Genomic DNA, 20,375 nt, shown 5'->3' on the forward strand with positions numbered 1-20,375 from the left:
AGATGACCAAGGCCGCCGCAGACGGTTTCCGCATGCCCGCCGAATGGATGCCGCACGAGCGCACCTGGATGGCGTGGCCGGGCCCCAACCCGACCTTCGACGACCCCGAGGACCTCGCGGCCTCCCGGGCCGCCTGGGCCTCCGTCGCCCGCGCCGTGCGCCGCTTCGAGCCGGTCACCGTGGTCTGCGGCCCCGGTCAGTCCGCCGAGGCCCGCGCCCTGCTCGGCCCGGACGTCGACACCGTCGAGCGCGACCTCGACGACGCCTGGATGCGCGACATCGGCCCCACCTTCCTCACCAACGGCCGCGAACTGGCCGCCGTCGACTGGACGTTCAACGGCTGGGGCGCGCAGGACTGGGCCCGCTGGGAGCACGACGCGAAGATAGCGTCCTTCGTCGCCGGCCTGGCGGGCGCGAAGACGTACGCCTCGCGGCTGGTCAACGAGGGCGGCGCGATCCACGTCGACGGCGAGGGCACCGTCCTGCTCACCGAGACCGTCCAGCTCGGCCCGGAGCGCAACCCCGGCTGGAGCCGCGAGGAGGTCGAGGCGGAGATCCACGCCCAGCTCGGCACCCGCAAGGCGATCTGGCTGCCGCGCGGCCTGACCGGCGACTACCCCCCGTTCGGCTACGGCACCCTCGGCCACGTCGACATCGTCGCGGCCTTCGCCCGCCCCGGCGTCGTCGTCGCCCACTCCCAGCCCGACCCGGCCCACCCCGACCACGCGGTCACCGAGGAGGTCATCGGCATCCTGCGCTCGCAGACCGACGCCCTCGGCCGCGCCCTGGAGGTCGTCGAGGTGCCCGCCCCGACCGTCCTGGAGGCCGACGGCCACTGGGCCGACTACTCCTACATCAACCACTACCTCTGCAACGACGGCGTCGTGCTGTGCGGCTTCGACGACCCGCGCGACGAGACCGCCGCCGGCATCTTCCGGAAGCTCTTCCCGGAGCGGACGGTGACCCTGGTGGACGCCCGTACGATCTTCGCGGGCGGCGGAGGCATCCACTGCATCACCCAGCAGCAGCCGAGGATCTAGGAGACCACCACATGGCCGGCGCGCGCAGACAGGCCCCGCCTCGCGAGGACGTCCTCGCCGCCGCCATGGAGATGATCGCCGAGCGCGGCCTGGAGCAGCTGACCATGGCCGCGCTCGGGCGTGAGGTCGGCATGAGCAGCGGCCACCTGCTCTACTACTTCCACTCCAAGGACGAGCTGCTGCTCCAGACCCTGGAGTGGAGCGAGCGCGGCCTCGGCGCCGAACGCGGGCGGCTGCTGGCCCGTGACGCGCACGCCCGCGCGCGCCTGGACGGCTACGTCGACCTCTATGTCCCCGACGGCCACCGCGACCCGCACTGGTCGCTGTGGCTGGAGGTCTGGAACCGGTCGCAGAACGCCGGCGACGACGCGCGGGAGCGGCAGGCCGCCATCGAGGGCGTCTGGCACCGCGACCTCGTCGCGCTGCTCGCCGAGGGCGTCTCCCGCGGGGAGTTCCGGCCCGTCGACCCGGACCGGTACGCGGCGCGGCTGCGGGCGCTGCTCGACGGCTTCTCGATCCACGTGGCGATCGGCCTGCGCGGCACGGACCGCGGACAGGTCCTGGACCATGTCCGCGAGTTTCTCGATTCGACGTTGACGCTGCCGCTGTGAGGGCGGTGACGGGGCGGTCGGTCTTCGGCTGACGGCCGTCGTCGGCTGGTCGCGCAGTTCCCCGCGCCCCTTACGGGGCTCGGGCCTGCCCACCAAGGGGCGCGGGGAACTGCGCGAGCGACCCACCACCGCCCGCAGACGGACACCTGCCTCCGGATACGTGGTGCGGGCCGCAGGCCAATCTCGCGCAACGGTGACGAACGCCCGCATTCTGAGACGGGGCGTGAGAGCGGAGCGCCCCTGTGCCAGACTGCCCCCGTGCTCTCGTTCGCCATGATTATTGGCAGCAGGCGCGCCGGTCCGCAGTGACCGCCCTTGTACGACCAGGTACGGGCGGCCACCGTCGTCCTCGACCCGCGCGCAGACCTCTCGCACCCGCGAGAGGTTTTCTTTTTTCCCGGCCCACCCGCAGCCGGGAAGGGGGCGCGAGGGACCAGGAGGGGACGGTGGAGCCGGGTTTTCCGGTAAGACCGAGATCCACAACAGGAGCCTTGAGACCATGACCGAGACGGCAACCAGCGAGCTCGACGACTCGTTCCACGTCTTCGACACCACCCTGCGCGACGGCGCCCAGCGGGAGGGCATCAACCTCACCGTCGCCGACAAGCTCGCCATCGCACGGCACCTGGACGACTTCGGCGTGGGCTTCATCGAGGGCGGCTGGCCGGGCGCCAACCCGCGGGACACCGAGTTCTTCGCCCGCGCCCAAAAGGAGATCGACTTCAAGCACGCCCAGCTGGTGGCGTTCGGCGCCACCCGCCGTGCGGGGGCCTCCGCTGCGTCCGACCCGCAGGTCCGCGCGCTGCTCGACTCCGGTGCCCCGGTGATCACGCTGGTCGCCAAGTCGCACGACCGGCATGTGGAGCTGGCGCTGCGCACCACACTGGAGGAGAACCTGGAGATGGTCCGGGACACCGTCTCCTTCCTGCGGGAGCAGGGCCGCCGCGTCTTCGTCGACTGCGAGCACTTCTTCGACGGCTACCGCGCCAACCCCGAGTACGCCAAGTCCGTCGTACGGGCCGCGGCCGAGGCCGGCGCCTCCGTCGTGATCCTCTGCGACACCAACGGCGGAATGCTCCCGGCGCAGGTCCAGGCCGTCGTGTCGACCGTCCTCGCCGACACCGGCGCCCGGCTCGGCATCCACGCCCAGGACGACACCGGCTGCGCGGTCGCCAACACCCTCGCCGCCGTCGACGCGGGCGCCACCCACGTCCAGTGCACGGCCAACGGCTACGGCGAGCGGGTCGGCAACGCGAACCTCTTCCCGGTGGTCGCGGCCCTGGAGCTGAAGTACGGCAAGAGCGTCCTGCCCGAGGGCGCGCTGCGCGAGATGACCCGCATCTCGCACGCCATCGCCGAGGTCGTGAACCTCACGCCCTCCACCCACCAGCCGTACGTCGGCGTCTCCGCGTTCGCGCACAAGGCGGGCCTGCACGCCTCCGCGATCAAGGTCGACCCGGACCTCTACCAGCACATCGACCCCGAACAGGTCGGCAACACCATGCGGATGCTGGTCTCCGACATGGCCGGCCGCGCCTCCGTCGAGCTCAAGGGCAAGGAGCTCGGCATCGACCTCGGCGGCGACCGCGAGGTGGTCGGCCGCGTGGTGGAGCGGGTCAAGGAGCGCGAACTCAAGGGCTACACGTACGAGGCCGCCGACGCGAGCTTCGAACTGCTGCTGCGCGCCGAGGTCGAGGGCCGCCCGCTGAAGTACTTCGAGGTCGAGTCCTGGCGCGCGATCGTCGAGGACCGCCCCGACGGCACCCACGCCAACGAGGCCACCGTCAAGCTGTGGGCCAAGAGCGAGCGCATCGTCGCCACGGCGGAGGGCAACGGCCCGGTCAACGCGCTGGACCGCGCCCTCCGCGTGGCGCTGGAGAAGATCTATCCCCAGTTGGCCAACCTCGAACTGGTCGACTACAAGGTCCGCATCCTCGAAGGCGTCCACGGCACGCAGTCCACGACCCGGGTGCTGATCTCCACCTCGGACGGCACGGGCGAGTGGTCCACGGTCGGCGTCGCCGAGAACGTCATCGCCGCCTCCTGGCAGGCCCTGGAGGACGCCTACACCTACGGCCTCCTCCGCGCAGGAGTGACCCCGGCCGCGTAGCCGGCCCTCAGCACGAGTCCTCGGCGAGCTTCTCGAACTCGCCGAGGCTCATCACCCGGCCGTCGGCCCAGACCTGGCCGGACTTCAGCCTGCCGATCTCCTCGGTGGTGAACTCGACGACGCCGTTGTACGAGTCACCGGTGACGTAGTGCCCGAAGGACAGCGTGTAGCGGTGGTCCGGGAGGAGCCGCTGTGCGCCCCGGTGCCGGGCCCGCCAGTCGGCCGGCGGGGAGAAGAGCGGGAACCAGGCGTCCCCGCTCAGCTTCTCCAGCCGTACGTCCCACCCCGTGGTGACCGGGCCCTCCTGAGCCCCCGCGGCCCGTCCGTCGAGCGACGGCCTGCGGTACGAGTCGTCCCCGCAGGGCCGGATCAGCGCGCGGGGCACCCGGTCCGCGCCCATCCACACCCCCGCGAGCGGCAGGTCGACCGCCGCGCACCCGGTGAGCAGCATCGCCGCGGCGACGACCCCCGCCGCCGCGGCGCTCGCGCGTCTCATGCCCCACCCCCTCACGGACGGGGCATGGCCCGCCCTACTGCAACGTCCATTTCTGGTTGGCCGCGCCCGTGCACGACCAGATCTGCGCCCGTGCCCCGTTCGCCGACGAGTTGTCCGTGACGTCGAGGCACTTGTTCGCCGCCGTGTTCACGACATCACCGGTGGAGGAGTTGTACGACCACTGCTGCGCACCGGTTCCGTTGCAGTCGTACAACTGCACCTTGGCCCCGTCCGCGGTCGAACCCGATGTCACGTCGAGGCACTTGCCGAGCGCCTGGACGGAACCGTCGGCCGCCACGGTCCACTGCTGGGCGGTGCTGCCGTTGCAGTCGTAGAGCTGCACCGCGGTGCCGTTGGTGCTCGAACCGCCCGCCACGTCGAGGCACTTGCCCGCGAGTCCGACGAACGACCCCGTGCGGGTCGTGGTGCCGGACTGGGTGCCGGACCAGGTGAAGGTGGCGGAGGTGGAGCCGGGCAGGGAGTAGGTGGCGTGTTCCGAGCCCCAGTTGATCGTCACGGTCTTCGCGCTGGTGGAGTCGTTGTAGGCGATCAGCGCCTTGGAGCCGTCGGGGTTGCGCCAGGCGACGTTCGGCACGGCGGTCGACGCGGTCGAGGCGATCCGCTGCGCGCCGGGCCGGACGAACTTGGTGAGCTGGCCCATGTCGTAGTACTCGACGGTGTAGTCCACGGTCCCGCTCTGGCCGTCGCCGTTGTGCACGGTGATCAGACCCGTGCAGGTACCGCAGCCGCCGTTGTGCGGGCCCATGTTCTGGTCCACCGCGAGGGACCACTTGGTCACCGACTTCGCCCAGTTGCGGGTGTAGTCGATGATGTTGGACATGTCCTCGCGCTGCTGGTCGGCGATCCAGGTGCCGCCCGAGTGCTCGGTGCCGAACGCGTCCACAGCCGGGTACTGGTTGTGGACGGTGGTCTGCTTCGTGACGTCGCCGCCGTAGCCGTGCCAGGCGATGCCGCCGAAGTTGGGGGAGTTGCGGATCGTCGCGTCGTTCACGAGCGCGGCCGCGTAGGAGTCGTAGACGTCCCAGTTCCAGTCGTGCACCAGGACCTTGGTGGACAGGCCCGCCGCCTGGAGCTTCGGCAGCAGCTCGCTGCCCACGAAGTACTGCAGGCCCGAGGCGTTCCAGCTCATCGACGGATAGCCGGAGCAGCAGGTCGGCTCGTTCTGCGGGGTGACGTAGGAGACGTTCACGCCCTGGTTCTTGTACGCCTGGAGGTACTTCACGAAGTAGGAGGCGTAGGCCCCGTAGTCCTCCGCCTTCAGCCAGCCGCCGTTGAGCGAGCCGCTGTCCTTCATCCACGCGGGCGCCGTCCATGGCGAGGCCATGACAGTCAAGGAGGGGTTGAGGGTGACCGCCTGCTTGGTCAGCGGCAGGACGTCCGTGAGGTCGTGGGCGATGGAGAAGCTCGTGAGGTTCGGGTCGGTCTGTCCGGACGGCACGTCGTCGTACGTGTAGCCGTAGCGCGCGAGGTCCGAGGCGCCCATCGGGTTGCGCAGGAACGACAGGCCGATGCCGTCCGTGGGCGAGAACAGCTTGCGCATGGTCGCGTCCCGGGTGGCCGAGGACAGCGCGCCGCTGCTGTTCAGCAGATAGGCCGCCGTGTCCGTGAAGGACGCGCCACCGCCCGTGAAGGTCTGGTACCGGGTGTTCTCGTCGACGGTGATGTTCTCGCCGCCACCGCCCGCCCCGGACTGGAAGGCGAACGGCGTCTGCGCCTGGAGACCGCGGACGACATGCCGTCCGGCGGCGTCGTCGGTGGTGGTCAGATAGGCGGTGACCTGTTCGCCGGCCGCGTGCGCGGGCGGCACGGCGATCGTCAGGCCTGCCGCGGAGAGCAGCCCGGCCAGTAACAGCCGGACGGTGTGGGGGGTTCTCCTCATGGTGTGCCTCGCCCTTCCTGACGGGACGTCTTGACGGGTGTGCGGGCCGACAGTTAACTCACGTTGTGATCTAAGTCATGAGTGAACTGCTCGAGCCAGAGTGAACCAGAGAGCCGAGGGAAGGTCCATGCCAAGAACCGCCCTGCTCGTCTGCACCACCACTGCCCTGCTCGCCGCGCTCGTGTCACCGGCCGCCGTCTCCCACGCGGCCGACGACCCCGCCCCCGTACCCGTCGACCGCTTCGAGGGCGAGGTGCCCTTCGCGTCCCAGCCCGCCGACGGCATCTTCACCTGGGGCAGCGACTCCGACGATCCGCCCACCCTCCAGTTCGCCGACCGCTCCGACGCCCCCGAGGGCGCCAAGGTGCTCTCCGGCACCTACGACATCAGCGGGTACGGCGGCTTCAGCCACGACTTCGCCGCCGGCGAACCCGGCCACGACTGGTCCGCCCACAAGGGCATCCGGTTCTGGTGGGACGGCCAGGACAACGGCAAGAAGACCAACTTCGAGATCAAGGACGGCGGCGCGAACGGCGAGGCCTCCGAGCTGTGGACGACCTCGTTCACCGACGACTTCAGCGGCTGGAAACAGATCGAGATCCCCTTCACCGACTTCGTCTACCGCACCGACTACCAGCCCGTCGGCGGCATCGACCACATCCTCAACCTGACCTCGATGTGGGGCTACGCCGTCACCCTGCCCGTCGGGGTCAAGGCGCAGTTCGCCATGGACGACGTCGAGCTGTACGGCAAGGCCGACCAGTCGCTGCGCGCCTCGGTGACCACCGACCAGAGCGTCTACCCGGTCGACGAGGGCGGCACCGCGTCGGTGAAGGTCACCGTCGCCACCACCGGCTCCGCGCCCCTCGACGAGCCGGTCACCGTCGCCTACGAGACCTCCGGCGGCACCGCCACCGCGGGCAGCGACTACACCCCCGTCTCCGGCACCCTCACCTTCCCCGCCGGCACCGTCTCCGGCGCCGCCCAGGTCATCAAGGTGCGCACCCTGAAGAGCGGGAAGAGCGGGAAGAGCGGATCGGGCGAGCCCGCCGAGACCGTGCCCGTCAAGCTCACCGTCACCGGCGCCAAGGCGCCCGCCACGAACCCCCAGGTGGTCGTCAACGCCCACGACCTGCCCTACCTCGACAGCCGGCTGCCGGTGAAGAAGCGCGTCGCCGACCTGCTCGGCCGGATGTCCCTGGAGGAGAAGACCGGCCAGATGACCCAGGCCGAGCGCGGCGCCGTCGGCACCGGCGGCGACGTCGCCGCCTACGGCCTCGGCTCGCTGCTCTCCGGCGGCGGCTCCACGCCCACGCCCAACACCCCCGCCGCCTGGGCGCAGATGATCGACTCCTTCCAGATCCAGGCGCAGGCCACCCGCTACCAGATCCCGCTGATCTACGGCGTCGACGCGGTGCACGGCGACAACAACCTCCAGGGCGCCACCGTGATGCCGCACAACATCGGCATCGGCGCGAGCCGTGACCCCCAACTGGCCCAGCAGACCGCCGAGGTGACCGCGGCCGAGACCCGCTCCACCGGCGTCACCTGGGACTTCGCGCCCTGCCTGTGCGTCACCCGCGACGAGCGCTGGGGCCGCTCCTACGAGTCCTTCGGCGAGGACCCGGCGCTCGTGAAGACCATGGAGACCGTGATCCAGGGCCTCCAGGGCCGCGCCGACGGCTCCGACCTGCACCGCGACGACAAGGTCCTGGCCACCGCCAAGCACTTCGTCGGCGACGGCGGCACCGCCTACGGCTCCTCCACCACCGGCACCTACACCACCGACCAGGGCGTCACCACGGTCACCCGGCAGCAGCTCGACGCCATCCACCTCGACCCGTACCGCACCGCCGTCGACCGGGGCATCGGCTCGGTCATGCCGTCGTACTCGTCGCTGGAGATCGTCGGCGACGGCAAGGGCGCGGTGAAGATGCACGCACGCGCCGACATGATCACCGGCGTGCTCAAGAACCAGCTCGGCTTCAAGGGCTTCGTGATCAGCGACTGGAACGCCATCGACCAGCTCCCCGGCGACTACGCCACCGAGGTGGACACCGCCGTCAACGCGGGCCTGGACATGATGATGGTGCCGTACAGCTACCAGAGCTTCACCTCCACCCTGACGGCCGAGGTGAAGGCGGGCCACGTCAGCGAGAAGCGGATCGACGACGCCGTCTCCCGCATCCTGACCCAGAAGTTCCAGCTGGGCCTGTTCGAGAACCCCTACACGGACACCGCGAACGCCTCGCAGATCGGCTCCACCGCGCACCGGGCCGTGGCCCGCAAGGCGGCCGCCGAGTCCCAGGTGCTGCTGAAGAACGACGGCGGCGTACTGCCCCTGAAGAAGGGCCAGAAGGTCTACGTCGCCGGCTCCAACGCCGACGACCTGGGCAACCAGACCGGCGGCTGGACCATCACCTGGCAGGGCGAGTCCGGCACCCACACCACCGGCACCACCATCCTCCAGGGGATGCGCGACGCCGGCGGGAACGTCACCTACTCCAAGGACGCCTCCGCCTCGACCAGCGGCTACGACGTGGGCGTGGTCGTCGTCGGCGAGACCCCCTACGCCGAGGGCGTCGGCGACGTCGGCAACGGCAACGACCTCGAACTCACCGCAGCCGACCAGGCGGCCGTCGACAAGGTCTGCGCGGCCATGAAGTGCGCCGTGCTGATCGTCTCCGGACGCCCCCAGCTGATCGGCGACCGGCTCGGCGAGATCGACTCGCTCGTCGCGTCCTGGCTGCCCGGCACCGAGGGCGACGGCGTGGCCGACGTGCTCTACGGCAAGCGGGCCTTCACCGGACAGCTCCCCGTCACCTGGCCCAGGTCCGAGTCCCAGCTGCCGATCAACGTCGGCGACGCGTCGTACGACCCGCAGTTCCCGTACGGCTGGGGCCTGACCACGCTCACCGACGTGCCCTCGGGCGGCACCGCCACCCTCGCCGCCCTCGGGGCCGCCGCCTCCGCGGCGGAGCGCCGGGGCGCGGACGCGACCGGCCGTGCCCTCGTCGACAAGGCCCGGCTGATCGTCCAGCAGAAGACAGGCGGCCATCTCACCGAGGCGGTCTCCAAGCCGTTCGCCGACGCCGACCACCTGCTGCTGACCGGACGTTACGGGGAGGCGGTGCGCGCGCTGACGCAGGCATACCGGGCCGCATGACGCCGTACAGCCGTTATCCACAGGTCTGAACGCATCTGTGGGGCTTCGGGTAGCTTCGAACCATGAAGGCCGTCGTACGCATCCGAAGCCTGTCCGGGCTGCTCCTGACGCTGCTGCTCGTCGCCCTCGCCGCCCTCGCCGTCGCACCGGCGGGGGCGGCGAGCGCCGCGGGGCGCGGCGCCGCGCCGGTCCGCGCGGCGGGTGCGCTCGACCAGGCCACCGACATCTCCACGATCGCCCGCGCCCTGCGCCAGGGTCCGGTCTACGTCGACCCGCAGGCCTCCGGACAGCTGTCGGCCCCCGAGGCCGCGGCGCTGGCCCAGCGGATCGAGGACGCCGGCAAGCCCCTCTTCGTCGTCGTCCTGCCGGCCGGATACCCGACCGAGAACCTCTTCTCCAAGCTGCGCACCGCCACCGGGATCACCGGCCTGTACGCCGTCCGCCTGGGCGCCCGCTTCGACGCCCGCGCCGACTCCTCCGTGCTGTCGCGCACCGCCGTCACCAACCTGACCTCCAGCGTCCAGGGCGAGCCGGCCTCGACCCAGCTCACCGACTTCACCGACCGTGCCCTCACCAACATGGGCGGCACGGCCCCGGCCGGGTGGGGCGGCCGCGGCGGCAGTGGTGGCAGCGGCACGTCGTCCGCCGCGCTGATCGCCCTGGGCGCCGTCGTGGTCGTGGGCGGCGCGGGCGCCGTGATCGCCGTGCGGCGCGGCCGGCGCCGCCGGGAGGAGGAGCGGACGGCCGCGCTGGAACGGCTGCGGACGGTCGTCGACGAGGACATCACCGCCTTCGGCGAGGAACTCGACCGCCTCGACTTCCATCCGGCCGAACAGGGCGCGGACGACGCCATGCGCGCGGACTACGAGCGCGCCCTCGACGCCTACGAGCGCGCGAAGCAGCTGATGGCCGAGGCGCGCGGCCCGGAGGACGTGCGCGCGGTCACCCAGGCGCTGGAGGACGGCCGGTTCTGCCTGGCGCAACTCGCGGCCCGGCGCGAGGGGCGGCCGCTGCCGGAGCGGCGTCCGCCGTGCTTCTTCGACCCGCGGCACGGGCCGTCGGTCACCGACGCGGGGTGGACGCCGCCGGGCGGGGCGACGCGTCAGGTGCCGGTCTGCGCGGCCGACGCGGCGCGGCTCGCGGACGGCCAGGACCCGGCGGTCCGCGAGGTCGACACCGCGCGGGGCCGTCGCCCCTACTGGGACGCGGGTCCGGCCTACGGCCCGTGGGCGGGGGGCTACTTCGGCGACGGCCTGCTGCCGGGTCTGCTGGTCGGCACGGTCCTCGGCGGCATGCTGGCCACGCCGGCCTACGCGGCGGGCGACGGCCCCGCCGACTTCGGCGGCCCCCACCAGGGCGGCGACCTCTCCGGAGCGGACTTCGACCCAGGCGACTTCAGCGGCGGCTTCGGCGACGGCGGGGACTTCGGGGGAGGAGGCGGCGGCGGAGACTTCGGCGGCGGCTTCTGAGCGCCCCGCGCGGCCGCGGCCCGGTGGGTCTTGTTCGCGCAGTTCCTCGCGCCCCTGGGGGGGGTGGGGCTGTGCCCGTTTAGGGCGCGGGGAACTGCGCGCTCGGCCACGACGGGCCCGCGGGGGGCGACTGGGTTGGTCGTGCGGCCGCGGGCCGGTGGGGCTCGTTCGCGCAGTTCCCCGCGCCCCTGGGGGGGTGGGGCTGTGCCCGTTTGGGGGCGCGGGGAACTGCGCGCTCGGCCACGACGGGCCCGCGGGGGGCCACTGGGTGGGTTGTGCGGTCGCGGCCCGGTGGGGCTTGGTCGCGCAGTTCCTCGCGCCCCTGGGGGGTTGGGGCTGTGCCCCTTGAGGGGCGCGGGGAACTGCGCGACCGGCCACGACGCGCCCGCACGGGGGCACCAAGCTCGACGGGTGGCCACGACGGGCCGATGCGTCGACTGTCGTGGTCAACCCCGCGCCGGAGGCGCTTCCGCCAGGCGTTCCATGATGGTCGAGGCCAGCGCCAGCACCCCCCGTTCGGTCTCGCCCAGCGACCGCAGCGCAGCCGCCAGCCAGGCGTCCCGTTCGGCCATGTCCCGTTCCAGCTCCCGCCGGCCCGCCTCGGTGAGCCGCAGCAGCGACCGGCGTCGGTCGCCCGTGGCCTGCTCGCGCGCGATCAGCCCCTCCGCCTCCAGTTCGGCGAAGACCCGGGTGAGCGACTGCGGGCGCTGCCGCTCCGCCGCCGCGATCTCGCCGGGCGTCGCCGGGCCGTCGCGGTGCAGATGGCCCAGCACGCCGAGCTGGTTCGCGCTGAGGCTGCCCTCGCCGCGCTCCTGCCGCAGCCGCCGGCCGAGCCGGATCAGCCCCCGGCGGATCCGGGCCGCCTCGGCGAGACGCGAGGCCTCGGCCTCCGACTCATGGGCGGCGGGCGCGACGGGGAGCTGATCCATGACGGAATCATACGCATCGGCTTACTATTGTGCGGGGTGGTGAGGCTGAGAATCCCTTTATCCTTGCCCCGTGACCGCCAAACTAATACGCAACGCGTACGAAGCGGCGTTGACCATGACCGCCGTACTGCTCTCCTGGGGCATCGCCCTCATCCTGGAGACCACCGCGGGACTGCACACGGACTCACTGGTCCTCGCGGTCGCCCTGACCCTCACCCTCTCCTCCACCCAGCGCACCGCCGACACCCGCCGCAGGCTGACCGCGCTGGCCCTGCTGCCCGTCGCCGCGGGCCTCGCGCAACTGCTCGGCCGGCTGATCGCGACGCACTACGCGGCCGGAGCGGCGGTCTTCACCGCGGTCCTCGCGTTCGCCATCTGGATCCGCCGCTACGGCCCCGTCGCCACGAAGGCGGGCACCCTGTTGACGCTGCCGCTCGTCGCGCTGCTCGTGGTCCCCGGCCCCGCGCTGCCGCCGGAGGCCGGCGACCGGCTGCTGAACTGGGCCTGGTCGGCCCTGATCGGCGCCGTGGCCTGCGCCGGCGTCTGGCTGGTTCAGGGCGTCGCGGACCGCTGGGGCCCCTGGCCCGGCGCAGCCGAACCGGCCGCGCCGAGCCGCCCCTCCCGGCTCCACCCGCGCCCCAGCACCCGGATGGCGCTGCAGATGGCGGCGGGGGTGGCCGCCGCCTTCGCCCTGGGGCGGCTCTGCTACGACCACCACTGGCCGTGGATGGTCCTCACCGCGTACGTCGCCGCGAGCGGCAACCGGGGCAGGACCGACGTGCTGCGCAAGGGTGTCGAGCGCTGCCTGGGCGCCGCCGCGGGCACCCTGCTCGCCACCGGCGTGGCGGCGGCCGGGATCGACGGGCACGCCTCGGTCGCGGTGATGTTCGGGGTGCTCGCGGTCGCGCTGTGGCTGCGGCCGCTCAACTACGCCTACTGGGCGGCCGGGATGACCACCGCGCTGTCGCTGCTGCTCGGCTACTTCGGCCAGGACGCACAGTCCCTGCTGCTCACCCGTCTCGCGGCCATCGGGATCGGCGCGGCCGTGTCCGTCGCCGCCGCCTGGTGGCTGCTCCCGGTACCGCGCCGACGCACCACGCCCGCCCTCCGCCCGGCGACCTGAACCCCCGCGCCCCGAGCCCCCGCGCCCCGAGCGCCCGCGCCCCCGGTCCCGGAGGCCCGAGTCCCGGCGACCTGAACCCCTGCGGGCTCAGCCGCCGCCGGGTACGACCAGCCCGGACTCGTAGGCCAGCACCACCGCCTGGGTGCGGTCCCGCAGCCCCAGCTTCGACAGGATGCGGCTGACATGGGTCTTCACCGTCTCCTCGCCCACGTGCAGCCGGGCCGCCAGCTCGGGGTTGGAGAGGCCCTCCGCGAGCAGCCGCAGCACCTCCGTCTCGCGCGGGGTCAGCCCGGCGGGCGGCCGCGGGGCGGGGCCGCGGGGGCGCAGCCGGGCGAACTCGGCGATCAGACGGCGGGTGACACCGGGGGCGAGCAGCGCCTCACCGGCCGCGACCACCCGCACCGCCTCGAAGAGCCGCTCGGCGGTCACGTCCTTGAGCAGAAAGCCGCTGGCCCCGGCCGCGAGGGCGTCGTAGACATGCTCGTCGAGGTCGAAGGTGGTCAGGATCAGCACCCGAGGCGCGTCGGGGCCCGTGAGTTCCGCCGTGGCGCGGATGCCGTCGAGCACCGGCATCCGTACGTCCATGAGCACCACGTCGGGCCGCTCCCGGCGGCACACCCGCACCGCCTCGGCCCCGTCGGCCGCCGTGCCGACCACGGTGAAGTCCGGCTGGGTGGCGAGCAGTCCGGCGTAACCGGCGCGGACGATCTCGTGGTCGTCGGCGACCACCAGCCGGATACCGGCCCCCTTGCTCACCGTGCCTCCTCCGGCCGGATGCCGGCACTCTCGTTCACCGCGTCTCCTCCGGCCGGACCGGCAGGCGGGCCTCCACCTGGAAGCCGCCGGCCGGGGCCGCGCCGGTGCGCAGGAAGCCGCCGACCGTCGCGGCCCGCTCCGCCATGCCGAGCAGGCCGTGCCCGGCCGCGCCCGGCCGCGCCGCGCCGGGGCCCGGTCCGTTGTCGCGCACGCACAGGGTCAGGTCCTCGCCCCCGTAGCGGAGTTCGACGTCCACGGCGGCCCCGGGCGCATGGCGGCGCGCGTTGGTGAGGGCCTCCTGCACGATGCGGTACGCGGTGACCTCCACGCCCGGGTCGAGCGGTACGACCGTGCCGCTCACGATCAGCCGGGCCCGGCAGCCCGCCGCCTCCCGCGCCTCGTCCACCAGGTCGATCAGCTGGCGCAGCCCGGGCTGCGGCCGTCGCTGCACACCGGGGTCGGCGTCCTCGCGCAGCACCCCGAGCAGCCGCCGCATCTCCGTCAGCGCGGCGCGCGCGGTGTCGCCGATGGCCAGCAGCCGGGCCGCGCCCTCGGCGGGCAGCCCGGCCGTGGTCAGCCGCGCGGTCTCCGCCTGCACCGCGATCATCGAGATGTGATGGGCGACGACATCGTGCAACTCCCGTGCGATACGCGCCCGTTCGCCCCGCGCCGCGTGTTCGAGCAGGGTGTCGGCGAAGGCCCGCTCGGTGGCGCTGTGCGCGAGCGCGGTCAGCCGGGCGTGCCGGGACAGGCCCGCCGCGGCCGCCGCCGAACCGAGCGTCACCGCCAGCACGGCGATCACGCGGGCCCACCGGTCGCCGTCGACCAGCGCGATCACCGCGTACGGCAGCAGCAGCAGTCCGCACAGCCGGGGCCGGCCCGCCCGCCCGAGGACGTACACACAGAGCGGCTGGGCGACCAGACCGGCCAGCGTGAGCGCGCGGAACGGCTCCAGCGCGAGCACCCCGCCACCGCTGAGCGCGACGCCGGCGGTGGCCCGTACGGCGCCCTCGGAACCCAGTACCAGGGCGAGCGGAAGGGTGGTGGCGAGCGCGAGCAGCAGCACGGCCGCGAGCGTGCCCGGCGCCGCGCTCCCGCGCAGCAGCACCTCACCCAGCGACAGCAGGGCGAGCCCGAACGGCACCGCCCGGACCTCCCGCCGCGCCATCACACCGTCGATCCCGGCGATCCGTGCCGCTCCGGCCGCGACCGGTGTGCTCTCACCCACGACCGCCATTCTGCCGGGACGGCCGCCCGGCGCATCCCCCGTGCGAGGGACCCCCAGGGCGTGACGACCCGCCCCCGCCGCCCGGCCTAGCCTCCTCGCCATGAGCGACGCCACCATCGAAGTCCGCAACCTGCGCAAGCGGTTCGGCCGGACTCTGGCCGTCGACGGACTCTCCTTCACGGTCGAGCCCGGCACGGTCACCGGCTTCGTCGGCCCCAACGGCGCCGGCAAGTCCACCACCCTGCGCGCCCTGCTGGGCCTGGACGCCCCCGACGAGGGCCGGGCCCTGGTCTGCGGCCGCCCCTACCACGCGCTGCGCACCCCTCTGCTGGAGGTCGGCGCGCTGCTCGACGCCGCCGCCGTGCACCCCGGCCGGCGCGGCCGGGACCACCTGCTCTGGCTGGCCCACTCGCACGGGCTGCCCGCCCGGCGGGCCGACGAGGTGCTGGAGCAGGTCGGCATGGAGGGCGCGGCCCGCCGCAAGGCCGGCGGCTACTCCCTCGGGATGCGCCAGCGCCTCGGCATCGCCGCCGCACTGCTCGGCGACCCTTCGGTCCTGCTGCTCGACGAGCCCGTCAACGGCCTTGACCCCGAGGGCATCCAGTGGATCCGTGCCCTGCTGCGCGGGCTGGCCGCCGAGGGCCGGGCGATCCTCGTCTCCAGCCATCTGATGAGCGAACTGGAGGACACCGCCGACCACTTGGTGGTCATCGGGCGGGGCCGGCTGATCGCGGACACGTCCGTCGCGGACCTGCTGTCCGCCGCCTCCGGCGACCGGGTGCGGGTGCGCACCGACGCGCGTACGGCGGCGATGGAACTGCTCACCCGGGAGGGCGCCACCGTCGCGGTGACCGACCGGGACACCCTGACCGTCACCGGGCTGCCGGCCCAGCGGATCGTCGAACTGCTCAGCGCGCGGGGCATACCGGTGGCCGAGGTCGGCGCCCACCGGGCCACCCTGGAGGAGGCGTACATGGAACTCACCAGAACGTCGGCCGAGTTCACGGCCACGGCCCCCCGGGAGACCGCTCCCGACGGCGAGCGGGACACGGACACGGCGGACACCGCGGACAGCGTGGACAGCCCGCAGAGCACGGACAGGCCGCAGATCACGGACAGCGCGCAGGCCACGGACAGCGCGCAGGCCACGGACAGCGCGCAGGCCGCGGACGCCACGGACACCGGGGCGGGGCGATGACCGCGACCTCCACGCCGCCCGCCACCCCGGCCGGGCCGCCCGCGCCCCACCGCTCCCGCCTGCACCCCGCCCGCGCGGGCTTTCTCCACCTGCTGCGGGCGGAGTGGACCAAGTTCCGCACGGTCCGCGCCTGGCCCCTGGTCCTTCTCGCGGCGGCGGTCGTCACCGTGCTGATCTCCATGCTCTCCGCGAGCGGCTCGCACACCAGCGGCAGCCCGCCGTTCGTGCAGGGCCCGGACGGCACCGTCGTCAGCGACTCCTTCCGCACCACCCACCGCTCGCTCACCGGCGACGGCACCCTGACGGTGCGCGTCACCTCGATGCGCGCCGACGGCGGCGGCCTGGAGCCGTGGGCCAAGGCGGGCCTGCTGATCAAGCAGAGCCTGAAGCGGGGCGCGCCCTACGCCGCCGTGATGGTCACCCCCGGCCACGGCGTGCGCGCCGAATGGAACTTCACCCACGACACCGCGGGCCCCGCCGCCGATCCGACGGCCTCCCCGCAGTGGCTGCGCCTGACCCGCAAGGGCGACACGGTGACGGCGTACGCGTCGGCGGACGGCCGGGGCTGGACGCGGATCGCCGCCGTGCGCCTGTCCGGGCTCGCGCGCACGGTCCAGGCGGGCGTCTTCGTGGCCACGCCCGACCACGAGGAGGTCAGCCGGTCCATCGGCGGCGGCAGCGTGACCTCCGGCGGGGGTTCGGTGACCGCGGCCTTCGACCACCTCTCCCTCCGGGGGACCTCGCCGGACGCGGACTGGGCCAGTACCGACGTCGGCGCTCCGGCGCCGGACGGCCCCACCCCGCACAACGCGCCGGGCGAGGGCCGCACCCAGGTCTCCGCCGCCGGCACCTACACGCTCACCGGGCACGGGGACATCGCGCCCGACACCTTGCAGCCCGACCGGGTCCAGATGAGCTTCCAGGGCGTCTCCGTGGGTCTGCTGTTCCTGGTCGCGGTGGGCGTGCTGTTCATGACCAGCGAGTACAAGCGGGGCCTGATCCGTACGACGTTCACGGCGAGCCCGTCCCGGGCGGCGGTGCTCGGGGCGAAGTCCCTGGTCATCGGGGGTGTGACCGTCGTGACCTGCCTTCCGGCCCTCGCGCTCGGCTATGTCCTCGCCCAGCGCGGGTTGCGCCGCAACGGCTACGCCGAGCCCGCCTTCCCCGACCTGCCGCTGCTGCACGGCCCGGCCGCCCGCGCGGTGGTCGGCAGCGCGCTGCTGATGGCCCTGGTCGCGGTCCTGGCCCTCGCGGTGGGGGCGGTGCTGCGGTCCACGGCGGGCGCGATCGCGACCGTCACGGTGCTGGTGGTCCTCCCGCAGATCCTGTCGCTCGCGCTCCCGCTCGGCCTCGCGCGGTGGCTGCTGCGGGTGACCCCGGCGGCGGCGTTCGCCGTGCAGCAGGGCGTGCCGCACTACGGGTTCGGCCGGCAGACCTGTCTGCCGGAGAGCGGGTGCTATCCGCTCGATCCGTGGCCGGGTCTGCTGGTCCTGGTGGCGTACACGGCGGCGGCCCTGGGCCTGGCGGTGTGGACCGTGCGCAGGAGGGACGCGTGAGGGCGCTGCACGCGGGGTGCGTGAGGGCGCTGCACGCGGAGTGGACGAAGCTGCGCACCCTGGCGAGTACGTGGTGGCTGCTCGCGGCGGTGCCGGTGCTGACGGTGGTGCTCGGCACGGCCGCGGCGGCGTCGGCGAGCCGGACCTGCCCGTCGCGGGCGCTGTGCCACGCGGACACCGTGCGGCTGAGCCTGACGGGGGTGTGGCTGAGCCAGGCGCTCTGTCTGGTCCTGGGGGTGCTCGCGATGGGGGCGGAGTACGGCACGGGCACCATCGGGGTGACGCTGGCCGCCGTACCGCTGCGCCGCCGGGTGCTGGCGGCGAAGGCGGCGGTGGTGGCGCTGTCGACCGGCGTGGCCGCGGCCGCCGCGGTGCCGCTCGCGCTCGCCGCCGCCCGGCTGGTCGTGCCGGTGCCGGGTCCGCAGGCGCGGGCCGCGGTGGGCTCGGTGTTCTGCCTGGTCCTGGTGGCGCTGCTGGGCCTCGGCCTCGCGACGCTGCTGCGGGACACCGCGGCCGCGCTGACGCTGGGTCTCGGCCTGCTCTACGCGGTGCCGCTGCTGGCCGAGCTGCTGCCCTCGGTCAGCTGGCAGCACCGGCTGCAGCGCTGGGCGCCGATGCCGGCCGGGCTGTCCGTCCAGTGGACCCGGGACCTCGACCGACTGGTCATCGGGCCGTGGGCCGGGCTCGGGGTGCTGGCGGCCTATGCGGTGGGTCTGCTGACGGCTGGGGGAGTGGCGTTCCGCCTCCGCGACGCGTGACGGCCGCGGGCCCCGTCAGCGAGCCCGGCCCGCCTCGGCCTTCCCGCGGCCGCGTGCCGGGCGTGGTGCCCCCGTGCGGCTGCGTCGTGGCTGGTCGCGCAGTTCCCCGCGCCCCTAGGGGGTGGTGGTCGGGCCCCGTCAGGGGCGCGGGGAACTGCGCGACCAGCCCCCACCGGCCCGCGGGGAACTGTGCGGCCAGCCCCATCGGCCCGCAAGGAACTGTGCCGTCAGCCCCGCCGGGTCGCGGTCGTATCCCGTGACGGAAACGCCCGCCCCGGCCGCGGCAGCGGAGGGGCGGGCGTTGTCGTCGAGCGCGCCGCAGGCGTCACGCCTGCTTGATCGCCGAGATGTCGAACGTCAGCTTGATCTTGTCGGAGACCAGCACGCCGCCCGTCTCCAGCTTCGCGTTCCAGGTCAGGCCCCACTCGGACCGCAGGATCTCCGCCTTGCCCTCGAAGCCGACCCGCTCGTTGCCGAAGGGGTCCTTCGCGGCGCCGTTGAACTCGAGGTCGATGGTGAGCGGCTTGGTGACGCCGAGGATGGAGAGGTCGCCGGTGAGGCGGTAGTCGCCGCCGCCGAGGTCCTCCGCCGAGGTCGACCGGAAGGTCATCGTCGGGAACTCGTCGCACTTGAAGAAGTCCGCCGACTTCAGGTGCCCGTCACGGTCGGCGTTCCCCGTGTCGATGCTGGCCATCGCGACGTCGATGGACGCGGTGGACTTCGCGGGGTCGCCGCCGTCCAGGTGCAGGGTGCCGGAGAACTCGTGGAAGCTGCCCTTCACATTGGTCACCATCGCGTGCCGGGCCACGAAGCCGATCCTCGTGTGCGCGGGGTCGAGCGTGTACTCGCCGGTGACCGAGGCCAGGTCGGTGCCGGCGGTCTCGGCGTCGTCGTTCTTGTTGCCGAAGAGGCCCATGACGTTCTCCTAGGGGGGATGGTCGCGGCTCGTGACGGGTCGCGGCGACAGGTTGTTTAACGTTCAATGACTAGCAACGTGTCCGACCGTAGACCCATTCCCGGGCCGATTCAATGTCTTCGGCGTGTCACCCGTCAGGAGCCATGGGTGATCACCCGGTCGGGCCCCGCCGGGATACCCTTCACCCGCCCCCACGGACGTGCGCGTCACTCCGCTGACCGCATGTACGGCACCGGGTGTGAGCCGGGTCTCAGCCTTCGCGTTTGTGTGACCCCTACAAGCCCAGGGCCCCCTGAGCAGTCGGAACGCCTGCATGGCGTTGAAGTTCTGTTAAGTGCTACCAGGAAAACGGGCCGGAGACTGTACGGAGTCGACGGCTCGCTTTTCTTGCGGGGCTTCGTAAGGTCGCTACATGACCGTTTTGGAAGAGACGACGGGCGAATCGACCGCCGAGCCCACGACCGAGCCGGCGGCGGAGCCGACGGACGCGCGGGGCCGGGTCGCCGAGCTGCGCGAGATCCGTGCGCAGGCCCTGGCGGGCCCCGGTGCGAAGGCGACCGAGGCGCAGCACGCCAAGGGCAAGCTGACGGCGCGGGAGCGGATCGAGCTGCTGGTCGATGCGGGTTCCTTCCAGGAGGTCGAGCAGCTGCGCCGGCACCGTGCGGTCGGGTTCGGTCTGGAGGCGAAGAAGCCCTACACCGACGGTGTGATCACGGGCTGGGGCACGGTCGAGGGCCGTACGGTCTTCGTGTACGCGCACGATTTCCGGATCTTCGGCGGCGCGCTGGGCGAGGCCCACGCGACGAAGATCCACAAGATCATGGACATGGCCATCGCGGCGGGTGCCCCGCTGGTCTCCCTCAACGACGGTGCGGGTGCCCGGATCCAGGAGGGCGTGTCCGCGCTCGCCGGGTACGGCGGCATCTTCCAGCGCAACACCAGGGCCTCGGGGGTGATCCCGCAGATCTCGGTGATGCTCGGCCCGTGCGCGGGCGGCGCGGCCTACAGCCCGGCGCTGACGGACTTCGTGTTCATGGTCCGTGAGACCTCGCAGATGTTCATCACCGGCCCGGACGTCGTCAAGGCGGTCACCGGCGAGGAGATCACCCAGAACGGCCT

General features: G+C 73.0%; 16 protein-coding genes. 10 read left to right on the forward strand and 6 right to left on the reverse strand.

Annotation, left to right across the window (positions count from 1 at the left end; all coding sequences use genetic code 11):
* The first annotated feature begins 2 nt into the window (after positions 1 to 2).
* From WN71_RS10600 to cimA, 3 genes are all read left to right on the forward strand, one after another.
* Positions 3 to 1,040: an agmatine deiminase family protein gene (locus tag WN71_RS10600; RefSeq protein ID WP_046587851.1), complete on the forward strand. Its 1,038-nt coding sequence runs from the start codon at positions 3 to 5 to the stop codon at positions 1,038 to 1,040.
* A gap of 11 nt (positions 1,041 to 1,051) precedes the next feature.
* Positions 1,052 to 1,651 carry a TetR/AcrR family transcriptional regulator gene (locus WN71_RS10605; RefSeq protein ID WP_046587853.1) on the forward strand — a complete coding sequence of 200 codons (600 nt, stop codon included), beginning with the start codon at positions 1,052 to 1,054 and terminating at the stop codon, positions 1,649 to 1,651.
* Between the two features lie 499 nt (positions 1,652 to 2,150).
* Positions 2,151 to 3,761 (forward strand): citramalate synthase, encoded by a 1,611-nt coding sequence (gene cimA / locus WN71_RS10610; RefSeq protein ID WP_046587855.1) that lies wholly within the window; start codon positions 2,151 to 2,153, stop codon positions 3,759 to 3,761.
* A gap of 7 nt (positions 3,762 to 3,768) precedes the next feature.
* On the opposite strand, the gene WN71_RS10615 is transcribed toward cimA, so the two are convergent.
* A complete protein-coding gene (locus WN71_RS10615) occupies positions 3,769 to 4,257 on the reverse strand; it encodes a hypothetical protein (RefSeq protein WP_206300055.1) in 489 nt (162 codons plus the stop codon).
* A gap of 34 nt (positions 4,258 to 4,291) precedes the next feature.
* On the reverse strand, positions 4,292 to 6,157 hold the full coding sequence (locus tag WN71_RS10620; RefSeq protein ID WP_167382915.1) for a ricin-type beta-trefoil lectin domain protein: 1,866 nt from the start codon (positions 6,155 to 6,157) through the stop codon (positions 4,292 to 4,294).
* Between the two features lie 127 nt (positions 6,158 to 6,284).
* Here WN71_RS10620 and WN71_RS10625 point away from each other — a divergent pair, with 127 nt between their 5' ends.
* Both WN71_RS10625 and WN71_RS10630 read left to right on the forward strand, forming a co-directional pair.
* Positions 6,285 to 9,323: a glycoside hydrolase family 3 protein gene (locus WN71_RS10625; RefSeq protein WP_046587858.1), complete on the forward strand. Its 3,039-nt coding sequence runs from the start codon at positions 6,285 to 6,287 to the stop codon at positions 9,321 to 9,323.
* 62 nt (positions 9,324 to 9,385) lie between these two features.
* Positions 9,386 to 10,792, forward strand: coding sequence for a hypothetical protein (locus WN71_RS10630; protein WP_046587860.1), 1,407 nt, complete (start codon positions 9,386 to 9,388; stop codon positions 10,790 to 10,792).
* A gap of 446 nt (positions 10,793 to 11,238) precedes the next feature.
* On the opposite strand, the gene WN71_RS10635 is transcribed toward WN71_RS10630, so the two are convergent.
* Positions 11,239 to 11,721, reverse strand: coding sequence for a MarR family winged helix-turn-helix transcriptional regulator (locus WN71_RS10635; RefSeq protein WP_079177789.1), 483 nt, complete (start codon positions 11,719 to 11,721; stop codon positions 11,239 to 11,241).
* 70 nt (positions 11,722 to 11,791) lie between these two features.
* Here WN71_RS10635 and WN71_RS10640 point away from each other — a divergent pair, with 70 nt between their 5' ends.
* Positions 11,792 to 12,844 (forward strand): FUSC family protein, encoded by a 1,053-nt coding sequence (locus WN71_RS10640; RefSeq protein WP_143074826.1) that lies wholly within the window; start codon positions 11,792 to 11,794, stop codon positions 12,842 to 12,844.
* A gap of 87 nt (positions 12,845 to 12,931) precedes the next feature.
* Here WN71_RS10640 and WN71_RS10645 read toward each other — a convergent pair whose 3' ends face one another.
* A complete protein-coding gene (locus tag WN71_RS10645) occupies positions 12,932 to 13,600 on the reverse strand; it encodes a response regulator transcription factor (protein ID WP_046587865.1) in 669 nt (222 codons plus the stop codon).
* Positions 13,601 to 13,634: 34 nt separating this feature from the next.
* Positions 13,635 to 14,768, reverse strand: a complete 1,134-nt coding sequence (locus tag WN71_RS10650) for a sensor histidine kinase (protein ID WP_046587885.1) — start codon at positions 14,766 to 14,768, stop codon at positions 13,635 to 13,637.
* A 160-nt stretch (positions 14,769 to 14,928) separates the two neighbouring features.
* Here WN71_RS10650 and WN71_RS10655 point away from each other — a divergent pair, with 160 nt between their 5' ends.
* Genes WN71_RS10655 through WN71_RS10665 form a run of 3 tightly spaced genes read left to right on the forward strand, consistent with a single transcriptional unit; the run spans position 14,929 to position 18,340 of the window.
* Positions 14,929 to 16,026 (forward strand): ABC transporter ATP-binding protein, encoded by a 1,098-nt coding sequence (locus tag WN71_RS10655; protein ID WP_079177790.1) that lies wholly within the window; start codon positions 14,929 to 14,931, stop codon positions 16,024 to 16,026.
* Positions 16,023 to 17,582, forward strand: a complete 1,560-nt coding sequence (locus WN71_RS10660) for a DUF1349 domain-containing protein (RefSeq protein ID WP_046587867.1) — start codon at positions 16,023 to 16,025, stop codon at positions 17,580 to 17,582. The genes WN71_RS10655 and WN71_RS10660 overlap by 4 nt, the downstream gene beginning before the upstream one ends.
* On the forward strand, positions 17,579 to 18,340 hold the full coding sequence (locus tag WN71_RS10665) for an ABC transporter permease (protein ID WP_240529625.1): 762 nt from the start codon (positions 17,579 to 17,581) through the stop codon (positions 18,338 to 18,340). Before WN71_RS10660 ends, WN71_RS10665 begins: the two co-directional genes overlap by 4 nt.
* Positions 18,341 to 18,665: 325 nt before the next feature.
* Here the strand turns inward: WN71_RS10665 and WN71_RS10670 are convergent, their stop codons facing one another.
* Positions 18,666 to 19,256 (reverse strand): YceI family protein, encoded by a 591-nt coding sequence (locus WN71_RS10670; RefSeq protein ID WP_046587872.1) that lies wholly within the window; start codon positions 19,254 to 19,256, stop codon positions 18,666 to 18,668.
* A 412-nt stretch (positions 19,257 to 19,668) separates the two neighbouring features.
* Between WN71_RS10670 and WN71_RS10675 the strand changes: the two genes are divergently transcribed.
* On the forward strand, positions 19,669 to 20,375 hold a 707-nt coding region (locus tag WN71_RS10675; RefSeq protein ID WP_276208096.1), incomplete at its 3' end, for a carboxyl transferase domain-containing protein.

The sequence above is a fragment of the Streptomyces mangrovisoli genome (assembly GCF_000974985.2).
In the GTDB taxonomy this organism is placed as follows: Bacteria; Actinomycetota; Actinomycetes; order Streptomycetales; family Streptomycetaceae; genus Streptomyces; species Streptomyces mangrovisoli.

What these genes read in the sequence shown, in the direction of transcription:
- WN71_RS10600 (WP_046587851.1), top strand. Translation starts at nt 3, where the DNA reads ATGACCAAGGCCGCCGCAGACGGTTTCCGCATGCCCGCCGAATGGATG.
- WN71_RS10605 (WP_046587853.1), top strand. Translation starts at nt 1,052, where the DNA reads ATGGCCGGCGCGCGCAGACAGGCCCCGCCTCGCGAGGACGTCCTCGCC.
- cimA (WP_046587855.1), top strand. Translation starts at nt 2,151, where the DNA reads ATGACCGAGACGGCAACCAGCGAGCTCGACGACTCGTTCCACGTCTTC.
- WN71_RS10615 (WP_206300055.1), bottom strand. Translation starts at nt 4,257, where the DNA reads ATGAGACGCGCGAGCGCCGCGGCGGCGGGGGTCGTCGCCGCGGCGATG.
- WN71_RS10620 (WP_167382915.1), bottom strand. Translation starts at nt 6,157, where the DNA reads ATGAGGAGAACCCCCCACACCGTCCGGCTGTTACTGGCCGGGCTGCTC.
- WN71_RS10625 (WP_046587858.1), top strand. Translation starts at nt 6,285, where the DNA reads ATGCCAAGAACCGCCCTGCTCGTCTGCACCACCACTGCCCTGCTCGCC.
- WN71_RS10630 (WP_046587860.1), top strand. Translation starts at nt 9,386, where the DNA reads ATGAAGGCCGTCGTACGCATCCGAAGCCTGTCCGGGCTGCTCCTGACG.
- WN71_RS10635 (WP_079177789.1), bottom strand. Translation starts at nt 11,721, where the DNA reads ATGGATCAGCTCCCCGTCGCGCCCGCCGCCCATGAGTCGGAGGCCGAG.
- WN71_RS10650 (WP_046587885.1), bottom strand. Translation starts at nt 14,768, where the DNA reads ATGGCGCGGCGGGAGGTCCGGGCGGTGCCGTTCGGGCTCGCCCTGCTG.
- WN71_RS10655 (WP_079177790.1), top strand. Translation starts at nt 14,929, where the DNA reads ATGAGCGACGCCACCATCGAAGTCCGCAACCTGCGCAAGCGGTTCGGC.
- WN71_RS10660 (WP_046587867.1), top strand. Translation starts at nt 16,023, where the DNA reads ATGACCGCGACCTCCACGCCGCCCGCCACCCCGGCCGGGCCGCCCGCG.
- WN71_RS10670 (WP_046587872.1), bottom strand. Translation starts at nt 19,256, where the DNA reads ATGGGCCTCTTCGGCAACAAGAACGACGACGCCGAGACCGCCGGCACC.